This window comes from Streptomyces aurantiacus (genome assembly GCF_001418335.1).
Classification (GTDB): Bacteria; Actinomycetota; Actinomycetes; order Streptomycetales; family Streptomycetaceae; genus Streptomyces; species Streptomyces aurantiacus.
Genome location: NZ_LIPP01000226.1, coordinates 1 through 15,955, shown reverse-complemented (window position 1 = coordinate 15,955; position 15,955 = coordinate 1). Strand labels below are relative to the sequence as shown.

General features: G+C 71.4%; 5 protein-coding genes and 1 pseudogene. 3 read left to right on the top strand and 3 right to left on the bottom strand.

All coding sequences use genetic code 11. The annotated features are described in order from the left end of the window. Positions 1–215, bottom strand: a 215-nt coding sequence (locus AOK01_RS41705; RefSeq protein WP_245702437.1) for an AfsR/SARP family transcriptional regulator, incomplete at its 3' end; no start/stop codon positions are given. Between the two features lie 170 nt (positions 216–385). On the opposite strand from AOK01_RS41705, the gene AOK01_RS27455 reads away from it, so the two are divergent. Beyond that, a complete protein-coding gene (locus tag AOK01_RS27455) occupies positions 386–7,651 on the top strand; it encodes a SpvB/TcaC N-terminal domain-containing protein (RefSeq protein WP_055516333.1) in 7,266 nt (2,421 codons plus the stop codon). 31 nt (positions 7,652–7,682) lie between these two features. Next, positions 7,683–12,989, top strand: coding sequence for a Tc toxin subunit A-related protein (locus AOK01_RS27450; protein ID WP_055516331.1), 5,307 nt, complete (start codon positions 7,683–7,685; stop codon positions 12,987–12,989). A gap of 52 nt (positions 12,990–13,041) precedes the next feature. Here AOK01_RS27450 and AOK01_RS27445 read toward each other — a convergent pair whose 3' ends face one another. After that, entirely contained in the window at positions 13,042–13,935 is an 894-nt protein-coding gene (locus AOK01_RS27445) for an NADP-dependent oxidoreductase (RefSeq protein WP_055516329.1), read from the bottom strand. 87 nt (positions 13,936–14,022) lie between these two features. Here AOK01_RS27445 and AOK01_RS27440 point away from each other — a divergent pair, with 87 nt between their 5' ends. Further along, positions 14,023–14,610, top strand: coding sequence for a TetR/AcrR family transcriptional regulator (locus AOK01_RS27440; protein ID WP_055516327.1), 588 nt, complete (start codon positions 14,023–14,025; stop codon positions 14,608–14,610). Between the two features lie 163 nt (positions 14,611–14,773). Here AOK01_RS27440 and AOK01_RS27435 read toward each other — a convergent pair. Next, positions 14,774–15,955 (bottom strand): annotated as a pseudogene (locus AOK01_RS27435) (coagulation factor 5/8 type domain-containing protein); the annotation flags it as partial.

The window sequence follows — 15,955 nt, the reverse complement described above, 5'->3', positions numbered from 1 at the left end:
CGGCGCAGCCGGGCGATGTGCGCGTGCAGCGCCCGCCGTGCCCCGTCCGGCGGGTTCACCCCCCAGACCCGCTGGATCAGCACGTCGGCCGCCACGGGCCGTCCCATGTCCACCGCCAACGCGGCCAGTACGGCCCTGCGTTGTGGCGGTCCGATCTCCACGGTCCGCTCCCGCACCACAAGCTCCACCGGGCCCAACAGTCGCAGCTGAAACACGAGTCCGCACCCCCGTACAGATCTGCCCCGCCCACCGCGCACACCCTCGCGCTGCGCGACAACCTATCGACAACGTCTCCACCCACACACGGAGCCCACGCTGACGGAGCAGTCCGGTATTCCGTCGAGGAGTGACGACGGCTGCCGAGGCTCGACCACGGGGAGGCACCATGACTTCTGCGGACACCGCGGACGCGACGGCGGCGGGTTCGGCGATCTCCTTGCCGCAAGGAGGCGGCGCCGTCGGCGGGTTGGGCGAGAAGTTCGCGCCCGACCTGTTCACGGGGACGGGAAACATGTCCGTCCCGCTGAAGGTGCCCGCCGGGCGCCAGGGGACGGCACCGTCGTTGGCCCTCGGCTACAGCACCGGCAACGGAAACGGGCCGTTCGGGCTCGGCTGGCAGCTGGGCCTGCCCGGTGTGACGCGGAAGACGTCGCACGGCGTTCCGAGGTACCGCGACGCCACCGGCCGGAAAGGCGATCCGGCCGATGTGTTCCTGCTGTCGGGTGCCGAGGATCTGGTGCCGGTCGCCGGAGCCCGTCCGGGCCGGGTGCGGTACCGGCCCCGTACGGAGGGGTCGTTCGCCCGGATCGAGCACGTCAGGGACGAGACGGGTGACTACTGGGAGGTCCGGAGCAAGGACGGCTCGCTCACCAGGTACGGGACGCCGCGCCCCGCGGGAGCTCCGGACACCTGGCGGGACCCGGCGGTGGTCGCCGACCCGCGCGAGGCGAGCCACGTCTTCGGCTGGCGGATCACCGAGACCGTCGACCCGATCGGCAACCTCGTCAGGTACGTCTACCTCGCCGACACGGGCAGCGGGCAGGGACGGCTCTGGTCGCAGCCGCTCCTCGCCGGCATCTCCTACGCCGACTACGGCGACCGGTCCGACCCGGCGTTCCTGGTCTCCGTCGACTTCGCGTACACGTCGCGCCCCGACCCGTTCTCCGAGCACCGGGCGGGCTTCGAGGTACGCACGTCCGTGCGCTGCGACACGATCCGGGTGACGACACATGCCGCGGACGGGGTGGCACGGGTGGCCCGCGAGTACCGACTCGCCTACCGGCAGGCGGCGTTCAACGGCGTGTCGCTGCTCGCGGGCGTGACCGAGGTGGGGATCGACGCGTCGGGGGCGCCGGCCGGGCCGGGCGACGGAGCACGCGCCGTGCCCGTTGCCGCTGACGCCGCCGCTGCCGATCCGCAACCGGTGTCGGAGGAACCGCTGCCACCCCTGACCTTCGGGTACTCGGACTTCGAGCCGGGCGGACGCAGGTTCTCCCCGGTGACCGGACCAGGCTTCCCGGCCACCGCGCTGAACAGTCCGACGCTGGCGCTGGTGGACCTGCGCGGCGCCGGCCTGCCCGACATCGTGGAACTCGGCGCGGCGGCACGGGTGTGGCGCAACGCGGGCGGCGGCCGGTTCGAACTGCCCCGCTCGATGGCCGAGGCGCCCCCGTTCTCGCTCGGGCAGGCGGGCGTGCGGTTCCTGGACGCCGACGGCGACGGCCGGCCCGATCTGCTGGCGCCGTCGGCGGGCACGCCGGGCAACGACGCCGGTTCCACGGCGGGTTACTTTCCGACGGCCTTCGCGGGCGGCTGGAGCCGTCGCGGCTTCACGCGCTACCGGCAGTCCCCGAGTGTGAGTGTCACCGACCCTCGGGTGAAGCTGGTCGATCTCGACGGCGACGGGCTGACCGACATGCTCCGGTCGGGCACCCGTCTGCAGGCGTGGTTCAACGACCGTGACGCCCGTACGGCATGGCGGCGCACCGCGGTGAGCACCGGCGACGGCCCGCCGGTCGACCTCGCCGATCCGCGGGTGCGGCCGGCCGACATGACCGGCGACGGCCTTCAGGACATCGTGCTGCTGCGCAACGGGAACGTGTCCTACTGGCCGAACCTCGGGCACAACAGATGGGGCGCGCGGATATCGATGCGCAACGCGCCCCGGCTGCCCGACGGTTACGATCCGCGCCGGGTGCTCCTCGGCGACATCGACGGGGACGGCGCCGCCGACCTGCTGTACGTCGACGACGGGCGGGTGCTGCTGTGGGGCAACCGGTCGGGCAACGGCTGGAGCGAGACCCCGGTCGTCGTCCGGGGCACCCCGTCGGTGTCCGACACCGACGCGCTCGAACTGTCCGACCTGTACGGCACCGGGATGGCCGGGCTGCTGCTGAGCCGGTCGGCTGGCGTGTCCGGCGGGCCCCATGCGCGGTTCCTGGACTTCACCGGCGGGGTAAAGCCCCATCTGCTCACGACGACGGACAACAGCCTCGGCGCGGTCACGCGGGTGACGTACGCGCCGTCGACGCGGGAGTACCTGCGCGACTTCGCCGACCCGGCCACCCGGTGGCGGACCACGCTGCCCTTCCCGGTGCAGGTGGTGACGAGGACGGAGGTCGCCGACCGGATCTCGGGCGGCACGCTGGCCACCGAGTACCGCTACCGCCACGGCTACTGGGACGGCGTCGAGCGGGAGTTCCGCGGGTTCGCGCTGGTCGAGCACCTGGACACGGAGACGTTCGGCGGGGCGGCGGGCGCCGGCGTGCCGGACGGCCATCACGCGCCGCCCGTACTCACCAGAAGCTGGTTCCACTGCGGCCCGGTCGCCGCCGACGAGGCCGGTGACTGGACCGAGCTCGACCTGAGCCACGAGTACTGGCGGGGCGACGCGCCCATGCTGTCCAGACCGGCCGATCAGATCGCTTTCCTGGCAGGACTGCCGCGGGCCGTACGCCGCTCGGCACTGCGCACCCTGCGCGGTCAGGCGGTGCGCACCGAGGTGTTCGCACGGGACGGCGGCGTGCTGTCGGACCGGCCCTACACCGTGACGGAGACCCTGTCGGGTGTGCGGGAGGAGGAGGCGGGCGGCCCGCCGGACCGGGAACGTGTCTTCTTCCCCTTCTCCCTCGGCACGCGCAGGACACAGTGGGAACGCGGCCCCGAGCCGATGACGCAGTTCACGTTCCCCACCGGGCACGACGCGTACGGGTGTCCCCTGGGGCAGCTCTCGGTCCCGGTGCCGCGCGGGCGCGACCCGCTGGCGGTCGCCGCGCCGGACGCGACGCCCGCGCCCTACCCGGCCACGTACGCGACCACGGAGTACGCCCGCCGGGACGACGCCGACCACTATGTCGTCGACCGCGTCGCGAGGACATCGAGCTACGAGGTCGTCAACGACGGCCGGCTGCCGGTGCCTGCCCTGCGGGACGTCGTGGTCGGCGGGCAGTCGACGTCAGGGGTCTCGCTGCGGGTGACGGGCCATACCCGTACGTACTACGACGGTGCGGAGTTCGCCGGTCTGCCGCTCGGCACGCTGGGCACGTACGGACTGCCGGTGCGCTGCGAGTCGCTGGCGTTCCAGGACGCCTTCCTGGACTCGTTGTACCCGGCCGACGATCCGCGGGCGGTCGGGCCGCGCCCTCCCTACCTCACCCCCGGTGGCCAGGTCGACTGGCCGGACGACTGGCCGGCCGCCTTCCGCGGTTCGCTGCCCGCGCTCGCCGGATACACGCACTACGCGGACGCCGACGTGCCCGGCTCGCCCGGCGGTTACTACGTGACCACACAACGGCACCGCTACGACGTGCACGTACCGGGGGCGACGCCGCGCGGCCTGCGGGCGGCGTCGCTCGACCCGCTCGGCGCGCTGAGCCAGGTCGGATACGACCAGCACGCCCTGCTGCCCGTCCTCACCACGGATGCCGTCGGGCTGACCACCGCCGCGGCGTACGACTACCGGCTCCTGCGCCCGCACACGGTGACCGACCCGAACGGCACGGCCACATCGGTGACGTTCTCCCCCGCCGGGCTCGTCACCGCGACCTACGTCCGGGGCAAGAACGGCGAGGGCGATCAGGCAGCACCCGGAACCTCGATGAAGTACAACCTGATGGCGTTCCTGGGGAGCGGACAGCCCGCGTCGGTACGCACGGTCCGACGGGTGCACCACGACACGGAGACCGATGTCCCCGCCGGCCGACTCGACGACGTACTCGTGTCGGTGTCGTACTCCGACGGATTCGGCCGGACGCTGCAGACCAGGTCGCAGGCCGAGGACACCCGCTTCGGCGACCCGGCCTTCGGCGGCAACGTCATCCCGGGCGGCGACCTCACGCCGACGGGTGACTCGGCAGGGCGCACCAGGGCGCCGGGCAGCCCGGACAACGTGGTGGTGTCCGGCTGGCAGGTGTACGACAACAAGGGGCGGGTGGTGCAGAAGTACGAACCCTTCTTCTCCACCGGCTACGACTACGCGCCGCCGCTCGACGCTCAGCTCGGTCAGAAGACGGTGATGTTCTACGACCCGAGCGGGCGGGTCGAGCGCACCCTGAACCCGGACGGAAGCGAGCAGCGGGTCGTCCACGGCATCCCGGCCGACCTCGCGGATCCCGACCGCAGTCTGCCGACGCCGTGGGAGTCGTACACCTACGACGCGAACGACAACGCCGGCCGCACCCACCGCGACGCGGCCTCGGCGTACCGGACGCATTGGGACACCCCGTCGAGCACCGAGGTCGACGCGCTGGGCCGTGTCGTGCGCGCCGTCGCCCGGGGCGGTGCCATCGCCGCCGAGTGGCTCGCGACGACGTCGACGTACGACATCCAGGGCAACCTGCTCAGCATCACCGACCAGCTGGGGCGGGTCGCCTTCGCCTACCGCTTCGACCTGGCGCGGCGACGCTGGCGGGGGGACAGCCTCGACGCGGGCCGGCACGACAGCGTCCCCGACGCCATGGGACAGGTGGTCGAGGCCCGGGACAGCAGGGGCGCGCTCGTCCTGGGCGAGTTCGACCTGCTGCACCGCCCGAGCCGGGTCTGGGCCAGGGACGATGCCACCGGTACGGTCACCCTGCGGCAGCGCATCGCCTACGGCGACGCCGGCACGCCCGCTCAGCGGCCCGCCGAACGCGACGGCGCCCGAGGCCGCAACCTGCTCGGCCGGGCCGTCCGCCACTGGGACGAGGCCGGACACGACGGCGTCGAAGCCGTCGACTTCAAGGGCAACGTGGCGCAGCGGACCCGCAAGGTCATCGCCGACGCGCCCCTCCTGGCCGGCTACGACCAGGCGGCCACCACCGGCTGGCAGGTGCGGCCGTTCCAGGTCGACTGGACACCCGCGCCCGGCCAGACGCAGGCCCAGCGCGACGCGCAGCTCCTCGAACCGGCCGGCTACGTCACCTCCAGCCAGTACGACGCCCTCAGCCGCCTCAAAAGACGCTTCCTGCCCACCGACACGGAGGGCAAGCGGCACGTGCTGTACCCCTCGTACAACCGGGCGGGCGCGCTGGAACAGGTGCAGCTCGACGGCACGGTGCACGTCCGGCGCATCGCCTACGACGCCAAGGGCCAGCGGTCACTGATCGCCTACGGCAACGGGGTGATGACCCGCCATGCCTACGACCCGCGCACGTTCCGGCTGGTACGGCTGTGCAGCGAGCGCTACAGCCTGGTCGACGCGACGACCTTCCGGCCGTCCGGGCCCGCACTCCAGGACCTCGGCTACGCGTACGATCCGGTCGGCAACGTCACCGAGTTGCGCGACCGCACACCCGGGAGCGGGATTCCCGGCAATCCCGAGGCCGCCGCCGTCGCCGACCCCGCGCTGCGCGCCCTGCTCGTCGGCGGCGACGCGCTCGACCGGCGTTTCACCCAGGACCCCCTCTACCGGCTGTTGTCGGCGAGCGGGCGCGAGCACGCGGCCCCGCCGCCGGGAGAGCCGTGGCCGGCCACCCCCCGCGGCACCGACGTGACCCGGGTCCAGGCGTACCGGGAGACGTACGAGTACGACGCGGCAGGGAACCTGCTCACCCTGGCCCACACCGGCACCGGCGGTTTCACCCGCAGGTTCACGGCGGCGGACGGCGGCAACCGGCTGCGGCGCATGACGACCGGGGCAACCGGGACGACCGCGACGACACCGTACGACTACACGTACGACGCGGGCGGCAACCTGCTCTCCGAGACCGCGTCCCGTCACTTCTCCTGGAATCACGCCGGCCGGATGACGACGTTCGCGACGCAGACCACCGGAGCCGAGCCGTCCGTGCACGCCCAGTACTTGTACGACGCGGCAGGTGAGCGGGTGAAGAAGCTGGTGCGCAGGCAGGGTGGCGACGTCGAAGTCACCCACTACCTCGACGGGGCGTTCGAGCATCACCGCTGGAGTGGGGTGCGGAGCGGTCAGAACAACCACATCCATGTCATGGACGACCGCCGGCGCGTCGCCCTGGTGCGTGTCGGCAGCGCCCACCCCGACGACGGCGGGCCCGCGGTCGCCTACCACCTGCCGGATCATCTCGGCAGCAGCGCCGCCGTTCTGGACCGGACCGGAACCCTCACCAACCGTGAGGAGTACACCCCCTACGGCGAAACGAGCTTCGGCAGCCACACCCGCAAGCGCTACCGCTTCACCGGCATGGAACGCGACGAGGAGAGCGGTCTCGCCTGCCAGGGCGCCCGGTACTACCTGCCGTGGCTGGCGCGCTGGTCGGTGCCCGACCCGGCGGGGCCTGGAGGCGCGATCAACCTCTACCAGTACTGCGCGGGCGCGCCGCTCCAACTCGTCGACAGGTCGGGCCGCGACTTCACCGTGGTCACCGACTGGGAACGCAAGACCATGGTCCTCGGCATGGTGATAGTGGTCGCGACCCCACTTGAGGAGCAGCAGGTACTCAACGCGAAGAAGGCATTCGACACCGCGGCCCCCTTCACGGACCAGGACGGAATGTCGGTCACCTTCGATGTGCGGGTGAGGGTCCAGGTCCCCGGCAAACAGGCGGTTCAGGAACCCGGCACGGTGCACTACCGCGGCAACAGATACCTCTCGGAGGGCAGAAAGGGCGGCTACACGCCGGAGGCCGTCGGAGACAACCGGGGGAATCCCGGCGACAAGTACATAGGCGGGAGGACCAGGTTCGGTGCCACCGGCGGGGCGGTCTGGATGACCGAGCACCGTGCCTACGGCGAACTCGGGAAGGCACCTGATCTGGTCAAACACGAGATGGGTCACCTCTACGGCCTGGACGACAAGAACGCGGGCGCGGCCGGCCGCTACTACGTCGAGGGCGGGGTCATGGATCCCAGGAAGGTGTCCGAGGCACACGGCCACGGTGACCCGACGCGCCGAGAGCTTTTCACGATCGGGAAGGCGGAGGTCTCCATGATCGTGAGGTTCCTCCACGACTACCGGCCCGAGATGCATGACAGGTCGAGCCCCGGATTCGTGGACCTCACGCCTCACGTCACGTTCGTCAACAGCTTCGGAGCGACGGCCACGCACAGCAGCCTGAACGAGGCCAAGGCAGCCTTCGCCGCGGACAAGAGGACGGCCGAGGACCTGATGCGCCAGGCGCAGGAGGCAGCAGAACACGCGAGGCAGATGGTCGACACCCATTTCAACTCGTCCAAGCAGCCCGCACCGCAACCCTGACCGCGTGCCCCGCCGAGAAGGAGACACGAACGTGAGCGTTACCGTACAGATCAGTGGACCGGCCGCGAACACGGTGGTGCGGCGCACGGTGGTGGTGACCGCCCAGGTGAACGGGCTCGTCGCGCAGAGCGGTGACCACGACCCGTACGACATTCTCAACACGGTCATGGTGTCCGTCGCCGGGCAGCCCGCGGTACAGGCGACCGCCTCGGGCGGGTCATGGACAGCCCAGGTGCCGCTGCCGGCATCCGTCGCGCCCGGCACGCAGATCTCGGTCACGGTGACCGCGAACTACCATGCGATCTCCTTCTTCGTCCCGTTCCCCGAGCAGTGGCCCGACGTGTGGTCGGCCAGCTCCGCCGCGCTCAGCAGCTCCCGGACCGTCCAGGTGCAGGCGGCGCTACCGCCGGCGTTCACCTGGACGGCCCCCGCCGCCGGCAGCACGGTCGACCTGTTCGAGGGGAGCGGGCAGGTCGACGTCCAGTTCAACGTCACGCGTGCCCAGGTCGCCCCGCTCACCATCTCCATCACGCGGGACAACACGGCCCTGTCCGTGGCGTACGCAGGCGTCACCTCGTACCAGAGGTCCGTCGGCCTGCTGCCCATGCCGCTCGGGCCGCGGGCCGTGACGATCACCTGCACCGATCCTGACGGCCTCACCGCGACGCAGACCCGGACGTTCACCGGCCGCGACGCCTCGCCGCCGAACCTTCAGGTCGCGCCCGTCACCGTGTTCGGCGACAGCAAGGGCGCCGCCACAGCGCCACTGCAGGGGACGGCTCCCGACGCGCAGAGCGGCATGGTCGGCGGCAGCGCCAAGGTGGAGTGGGCGCTGACCGCCACCGGCACCAGGACGGCCGCGAAGCCGGGGGCGGGGGGCGACTTCAGGAACTGGTCCGCGGATGTCCCGTTGAAGGGGTTCGGCGCGCACACCGTCCACCTGTGGGCGACCGACAACGTGGGCAACGTCGTGACCAAGGACGTACAGGCCACGGTGATCAGCTCGTACGTGCCCGAGACGCTGGAGCAGCGGCTCGACGAGCGGGAGTACCTCGCCTCGCTGCTGTCCTTCGCGCACGAACAGGTCACCGTGCCCGGTCCGCCCGCCGCACCGCTGGACACCGCGACCCTGGTCGCCGCGCTCGGTCAGCCCCTCGACCGGCTCAGCCAGCCGCTGTCGGCCGAGGCCGACCTGGGCAGCCGCGAGGTCAACCAACTGCGGATACCCGTCGAACTCCTGCGGGCCCGTATCGCGGCCACCGGCACCCCCACCACCCCCGGCGGCGATCTGGAACTGCGGTACCGCTCCACGGCCTACGCGGCACTGCTCGCCGCCGCCGGCACGTCCTACGCGGAGCTTCGGCTGGTCCGGGGCGCCGGCGCCGCGCCCCGCAAAGCGCTCGCAGACCGGCTCGGCATCAGGCTCTCGGCGACGGCACCCGACGAACTGGACCAACTGCTCATCGACAGCCCCGCCATCACCGAGGCGGCCCTGGAGACGCTGTTCGGCCTGCCGTCGACCACCGCGTCCGACCCGCTGCGTGTCCCCGGCGTGCCGCTGCTGCTCGGCTGGCGGCTCTCCGCCCAGTCACTGGCCTGGGCAGGGCAGGACCAGCACCCCAACGCCCCACGGGCCTTCGAGGTGCTCGCCGACCCCGACGTGATCAACGCGGACGACGTGATCGGCGGGCCGATCGGCGACCCCATCCGCAAGCTGCTGACGGACCGGGCCCAGGCGCTCACCGCGTACCGGGCGACCCTGTCGGCCCTCAGGACGGGCAGGACACCGGCGGCAGCGCTGACCGCGATGCTCACACTGGCGCAGCCCGGCCTCGATCTCACCGCTCTGGCCGCCCAGAACGCGCAGGGGGGCGACATCAGCGGCGCCCTCACCGCGCGGGGCCTGACCCGAGCCGGTTTCCTCTGCCTCGGGCAGCTGAGCGCGCTGGCCGGCTCGGGGACCGTCACGGCCGCCGAGTGGGACGACGGCCTGGCCGTTCTCACCGGTGCGCACAAGCGCCGGCAGCTGTATCCCTCCTGGCGGGCGGCCGAGTCGGGCTTCGTCCTCTCGCCGGACTTCTTCGTCACCGGCGGCGCCGGACCCACGGTCGACCGGTTCCGTGCCGAGGGCGACGCCCGCGCCGAATGGCAGTCCGTGCTGCGTGCCAGGATCGCTCAGCGCGCGGACCTCGGCGAGGCCGACGCACAGGCCGTGGCCACCACGGAACAGGCCGCGCTGCCCGTCCTGCGCGACGCCCTGCTCGCCGACCTGGCCACCGCCGGGGGCGACGTGGGCGAGTCGATGTCCGCGCGGTTCTTCGTCGACATGCTGGCCGGGGGGACACTGCGCACGACCCGTATCCGGCAGGCGGTCGAGAGCGTGCAGTCACTGCTGTCGGCGAAGCGGTCGGGGGAGCTGGCCCCGGACCACCCCGCGGCCGGCTGGGCACTGAAGAACGGACCCGACATGTTCGCCGCCGCCTGGGCATGGCTGGGTGAGCGGGGCACCTGGCAGGCGGCCACCACGGCCTTCCTGTTCCCGGAGCGGAACCTCGACCCCACCCTGCTCGTCCCGAGCACCAGGACCCTGACACCAGGGACGCCGACGCTGCCTGTGGACATTCTCTTCGCACAGGTCAGCGGGCCGGGAGCGACGTTCACCGCCGGTACGGCAGGCAAGCTGGCGGCCGACTACCTGGTGGCGAAGAGGATCACCCTCCCCACCCCGTACACCTATCTCGACCCGCAGCGCAGGGGTGCCCACCAGACCGCGCTCGCGAGTGTGTCGAGCACGGTCGAGAACACACCGACAACCGGTCACGCCGACAACCGGGAGATCTTCTGGGCGGTGCCGATGCTGCTCGCCCAGCGGCTGCAGGCGGCCGGGGACTACCGGGCCGCACTCGACTGGTACTGGATCGTCTATCCCTACGACCTCACCGCGCCGACCTCGGTCTACAGCCGGATCAACAGCGAGACACTGTCCGCTCCCGACCTGACGTTCCCCGCCAACTGGACCGCGGGCCTCGACCCGTTCGCGTTGGCGGACTCGACGTCCGCGAAGCGTCCGAAGCCGCACACCCGGTACACGCTGCTGTCGATCGTCCGATGCCATCTCGACTACGCCGACGCGGAGTTCAGCCGGGAGACCGACGAATCGGTCGCGCACGCCCGCACTCTCTACGTCACCGCCCGTCGCCTGCTCGGCTCCCCTGCCCTGGTACCGCAGATGCCGACGAACCTCGGGGAGCCCGCCCTCCCGGTCCCGGAGGTCCGCACGCTGGGCACCCGGGTGGACATGCAGCTGGCCAAGCTCCGCCAGGGCCGCAACATCGCGGGCATGCCGCGTACACAGGGCCTCGCCGCCGCGACGGTGAGCCAGCCGACCCCGTACCGCTTCAAGGTCCTGCTGGAGCGGGCCAGGCAACTCGCCGCCCAGGCCGCCCAGATGGAGGCCGGCTATCTCGCCGCCCTGGAGAAGTACGACGACCGCAACCTGCGTGTCTACGACGCCCTCAAGGCGATCGACCTGAGCGCGGCGCAGACCAGGGTGGCGCTGAGCCGGGTCGACGAGGCACACGACGCCGTCACGGCCGCCACGGCGCAGTTGACGAAGGCCGACACCATGGCCGCGTCCTACGCCGCCGCTCTCGACGAGCCGTCGAACAAATACGAGCAGGACCTGCTCGACGAATACGGCGAGATGCGCGACGTCAAGGACGCGGTCAGCGTGGCGGACACGGCGCTCGCCGTCGCGCAGGCGGCGTCCTCCGGCGCCAGCATGTGGGAGGCGCTCTTCAGCGGCGGCGGCAAGCAGGCCCTTGCCATCGCGATGAGTGCGACCGCTGCCGTCAGGGGAGGAATGCAGCTCAAGCAGAACCACCTGGAAGCACAGATGCAGGCCAACCAGTTGCAGGCCGGCATCGAGCAGCGCAAGGACGAGTGGCAGCGGCAGCGGGTGGCCGCCCAGCAGGACATGCAGATCGCCGCCGCGCAGATCGCGGTGGCCAACGACCATGTCACCATCGCCCTGCGGGAACAGGACGTCGCGACACTCCAGCACGACCAGGCGACGGCCACACTGACCTTCCTCAACGGCCAGTTCACCAACGCCGACCTGTACCACTGGATGAGCAACACCCTCGGCGGCGTGTACCGGTACTTCCTGCAGCAGGCCACCGCGACCGCCCGGCAGGCGCAGGCCCAGCTCGCCTTCGAGCGGGCGGAACCCGCCCGGGCCCTGATCCGGCAGGACTACGGCCGGTCACCGGCCGAGCTGACCTCGAACGCCGGGCCCAACCGGCAGGGCCTCACCGGCGCGGAACAACTCGGCCAGGACCTGACCCGTCTCGACGAGTACGCCTTCAGCTCCGCGCGGCGGCGCCTGAACCTCTCCCAGACCTTCTCCCTGGCCCGTCTGATGCCGGTGGAGTTCCTTGAGTTCCGCCGTACGGGCACGCTCGCCTTCGCCACTCCGACGGCTCTGTTCGACAGCGACTTCCCCGGCCACTACCTGCGGCTGGTCCGCCAGGTGCGTACCAGTCTCGTCGCGCTGGTGCGGCCGGACAAGGGGATCCGTGCCACCTTGTACTCCAACGGCATCTCCCGGGTCACCACCGGCCGGGACGGCACGTTCCAGGAGGTCGTCGTACGCAGCGACCCGGGCGTCGTCGCCCTGACGTCGCCGGTCAACGCCAGCGGCGTGTTCGAACTCGACGCCCAGTCGGACATGTTGCTGCCGTTCGAGGGCAGCGGCGTGGACACCAGCTGGGAGTTCCGGCTGCCGCACGCCGCCAACCCGCTCGACTACTCCACCATCGTCGACCTGCTGGTCACCGTGGACTACACCGCCGCGTACGACGACACCTACCGCGACCAGGTGGTCACCAGGCTCAACGCCGACCGGGACCGCGGCGCCGACTGTGTGTTCAGCCTGGCGAGGGACTTCCCCGACCAGTGGTACGACCTCAACAACCCGGCCGATCCTGCCGCGCGGTCGGTGACGCTCTCGTTGCGCGACGTCGACTTCCCGGCCGACATCGGCAAGCTCACCACCGCGGCGGTCGCCGTTCGCCTGTCGAGCGACGCGACGGTTCCGGACACCGTGATCTCGCTGTCTCGCGGTGCCACCGGCGGACCGGCGACGGCGACCAACGGCATCGCCGGAACCCGGCGGGGCAATGCCACGGCCTGGACCGGATTCCTGGGGGCCGGCCCGGCGGGCGACTGGCGCCTGGGCTTCGACGCCGGCGCCGGCGCCCTGTTCGACTCAGGCGCACTCGACGACATCCTGCTCGTCCTGAGCTGGACCGGAGAGGCGCCCGCCTGGACGCGCTGACAGGCGCCTGCCGGTCGAGGCCGCCGGGCCGTGCGACCGTGCCGGAAACGGCTCAGACGACCACGACCCGGCGCCCGCGCGTGTGACCGGCCTGACTGTCGATGTGTGCCGCCGCGGCCTCGGCGAGGGTGTACGACCGCTCGACCGGGATGTGGAGCCTGCCCCGTGCGATGAGGCCGGCGGCCTCGGCGAGCGCGTCCGGCACGCTCCCTGCCACGCCGGAGAACCGGACACCGAGTTCCGGTGCGTCGAGGTCGGCGATGGAGATCACCTTCCGCGGGTCCCCGGTCAGCCCGACGAGTTCGCGGATCACGCCCGAGCCGGCCAGGTCGAGGGCCGCGTCGACCCGGCCGAGCTGCCGCACCCGGTCGGTCCAGCCCTCGCCGTACGTCGTGGCGAGGGCGCCCAGGCTCCGCAGATAGTCCTGGTTCGCGGCCCCTGCGGTGCCGATCACCGTGATGCCGCGGTCGCGGGCGATCTGCAGCACCGCCGAGCCCACTCCCCCGGCCGCGCCGCTCACCAGAAGCGTCTGTCCGGGCCGCACACCGACCTCGCGGACGATGCGCAGCGCGGTCTCCACCACGGAGGGGTACCCGGCGGCCTCCTCGAACGTCAGCCCCTCGGGCATCCGGGCCCAGGCCGACAGCACGGCGAACTCGGCATAGGTGCCGACGCCTTCGCCGAACACACGGTCGCCGACCGCGGTGCCTTCGACGCCCGCACCGACCTCGTCCACCACCCCGGCGGCGTCCTGCCCGACTCCGGCGGGCAACTCCAGCGGATGGGCCGTCAGCTTCTGGCCTTCCCGGAGCCTCCAGTCGACGGCGTTCACGCCCGCCGCCCGCACGGCGACGCGGATCTGGCCGGGGCCCGCGTGGGGCTCCTCGGCATCGATGAGGTGCAGGACATCCGGACCGCCGAACTCGGCGAAGCTCACTTTCTTCATGCGGTGAAACGTAGCACTAACGGATAGTCTTTTGACACCGGTAGTCTTTTGGAGCCGATACAGGTTCGTACCTGGTAGTCTCGGGCCATGACCGTGCCGCCCGGACGCCGTGAACGCAAGAAGGCCGCGACCCGTCAGAAGATCGCCGACACGGCCCTGCGGCTCTTCCAGGACCGCGGGTACGACGCGGTGGGCATCCGTGAGGTGGCCGCCGAGGCCGATGTGGCCGTCACCACGCTCTTCTCCCACTTCGCCTCCAAAGAGGCCCTGGTGTTCGAGCAGGACGAGGACTTCGAGCAACGCCTCGTACGGGCGGTCACCGGCCGGACCCCGCACGAGCCGCTCATCCCCGCGCTGCGCGGGGAGATCCACGCCCTGGTCCGGCACTGCACGGCGGACGCCGCCGCCCCGACCTGGCGCATGATCGACGAATCGCCCGCTCTGCGGAAGTACGAGGAGTCGATGAGGCTGCGCCACGCGGAAACCCTGGCGGCGGCCATCGCCGCCGATCCCGAACTGTCACAGACCGCGACGGCGAGCCGGACCATCGCGAGATTCGTGATCGACGCCTATGCGCTGGCCCGTGAGGCGGCCGACCCGGAGGCCGCGGTGGACGAGATCTTCCGCATGATCGAGGCCGCCTGGGCGGTCGCCGAACGTTCCCGGCGCCCGTGAGGAACTGTCCCTCCGGACAAGGGCCGGCCGGCGGCAGATACGGGTGTGCCCCGTCCCGTCTCCGCCGATCGAGGGCGGAGACGGGACGGGGCACGAATGACGGACGGTTTCCCGTCCAGGGTCCCGGTCAGAGTCCTGTCCAGGGTCCCGTTCGGATTCCCGTTCAGGGGTACGAGACCACCGTGGACGGAACCGTGTCCGTGCCCGAGGTGGGTGCCCCGATGTCGTTGACGACGTGGGCGTACTGACCCTGCCCGCCGAGTGAGACGACGAGGATGTTGTGGAACTTCACGCCCCCGACGTTCGGGGCGGCGAAGCCGTGGTGCTGGATGATCGTCGGGTCGACGTTGTAGAAGCAGTAACTGCCGAGCCCCCAGCCCTCGTGGGAGGTGACGGAGTCGCCCACCTTGTACGCGGCGTATCCCCTCAGGGAGCCGTTCTGGATGGCGGCCTGGTTCGGGGCGTCGTAGGCCTTCTCGTTCTGGAAGAAGATGGTGCGGCCCCGCTGACCGAACCACTGCACGTCGTACTTGTTGAAGTGCTCCACGAACAGCCCTGTGGCCAGGACGTCGTCGCCGTTCACGACGACGCCGTAGTCCGCCCGGTTGGTCTCCCAGCCGACCCCGGTGCCGTGGTCGGCACGCCACACCCAGGTGTGGTCGACGATGGTGTGCCGGCTGTTGACCACGATGCTGGTGGTGGCCTTGCCCGCGCCCGCACCGCCGATGCGGACGAACACGTCCTGCACGGTGGTCGGGTTGGCGGAGTGGTCCTGCGTCGCGCCCTGCGGGCCGACTTCGAGCAGCGTGGCGGAGTTGACCTGGCCGGCGTCGATGAGGAATCCGGCCAGCCGCACACCGTCGACGTCGGCGACCTTGAGGGCCGTGACACCGTTGTCCGGGATGAGGGTCGCGTAACCCAGGCCGAGGACGACGGAGTTGGCCCGGTTCACCTGGACGGCCTGGTCGAGATGGTAGATGCCGGGCGTCAGCAGGAGGTGGAGACCCTCGGTGAGCGCCTGGTTGAGGGTGGCCGCCGACACACCGGGCTTCGCGACGTAGAACTGCGACAGCGGCAGGGACGTACCCCTCGGGGTGCCGTTGCCCCAGGTGACACCGCGTGCGTTGGTCCGCTTCTCCGGCAGGAAGACGCGGTACTCGCTGCCGTCCAGGTACAGGAAGGGCTTCTCGCGCGAGACGGGGGTCGTGTCGAGCGTCGTGTACGGCGGGTTCGGGAAGGTCTGCGCGGGTGCGCCCTCGACGCCGGAGAACACCATGTTCCACACGGCGTTGGCCCAGCCGCCGACCGAGCTGTCGCGGGTGTACCACTGCTGCTGCGAGTACGG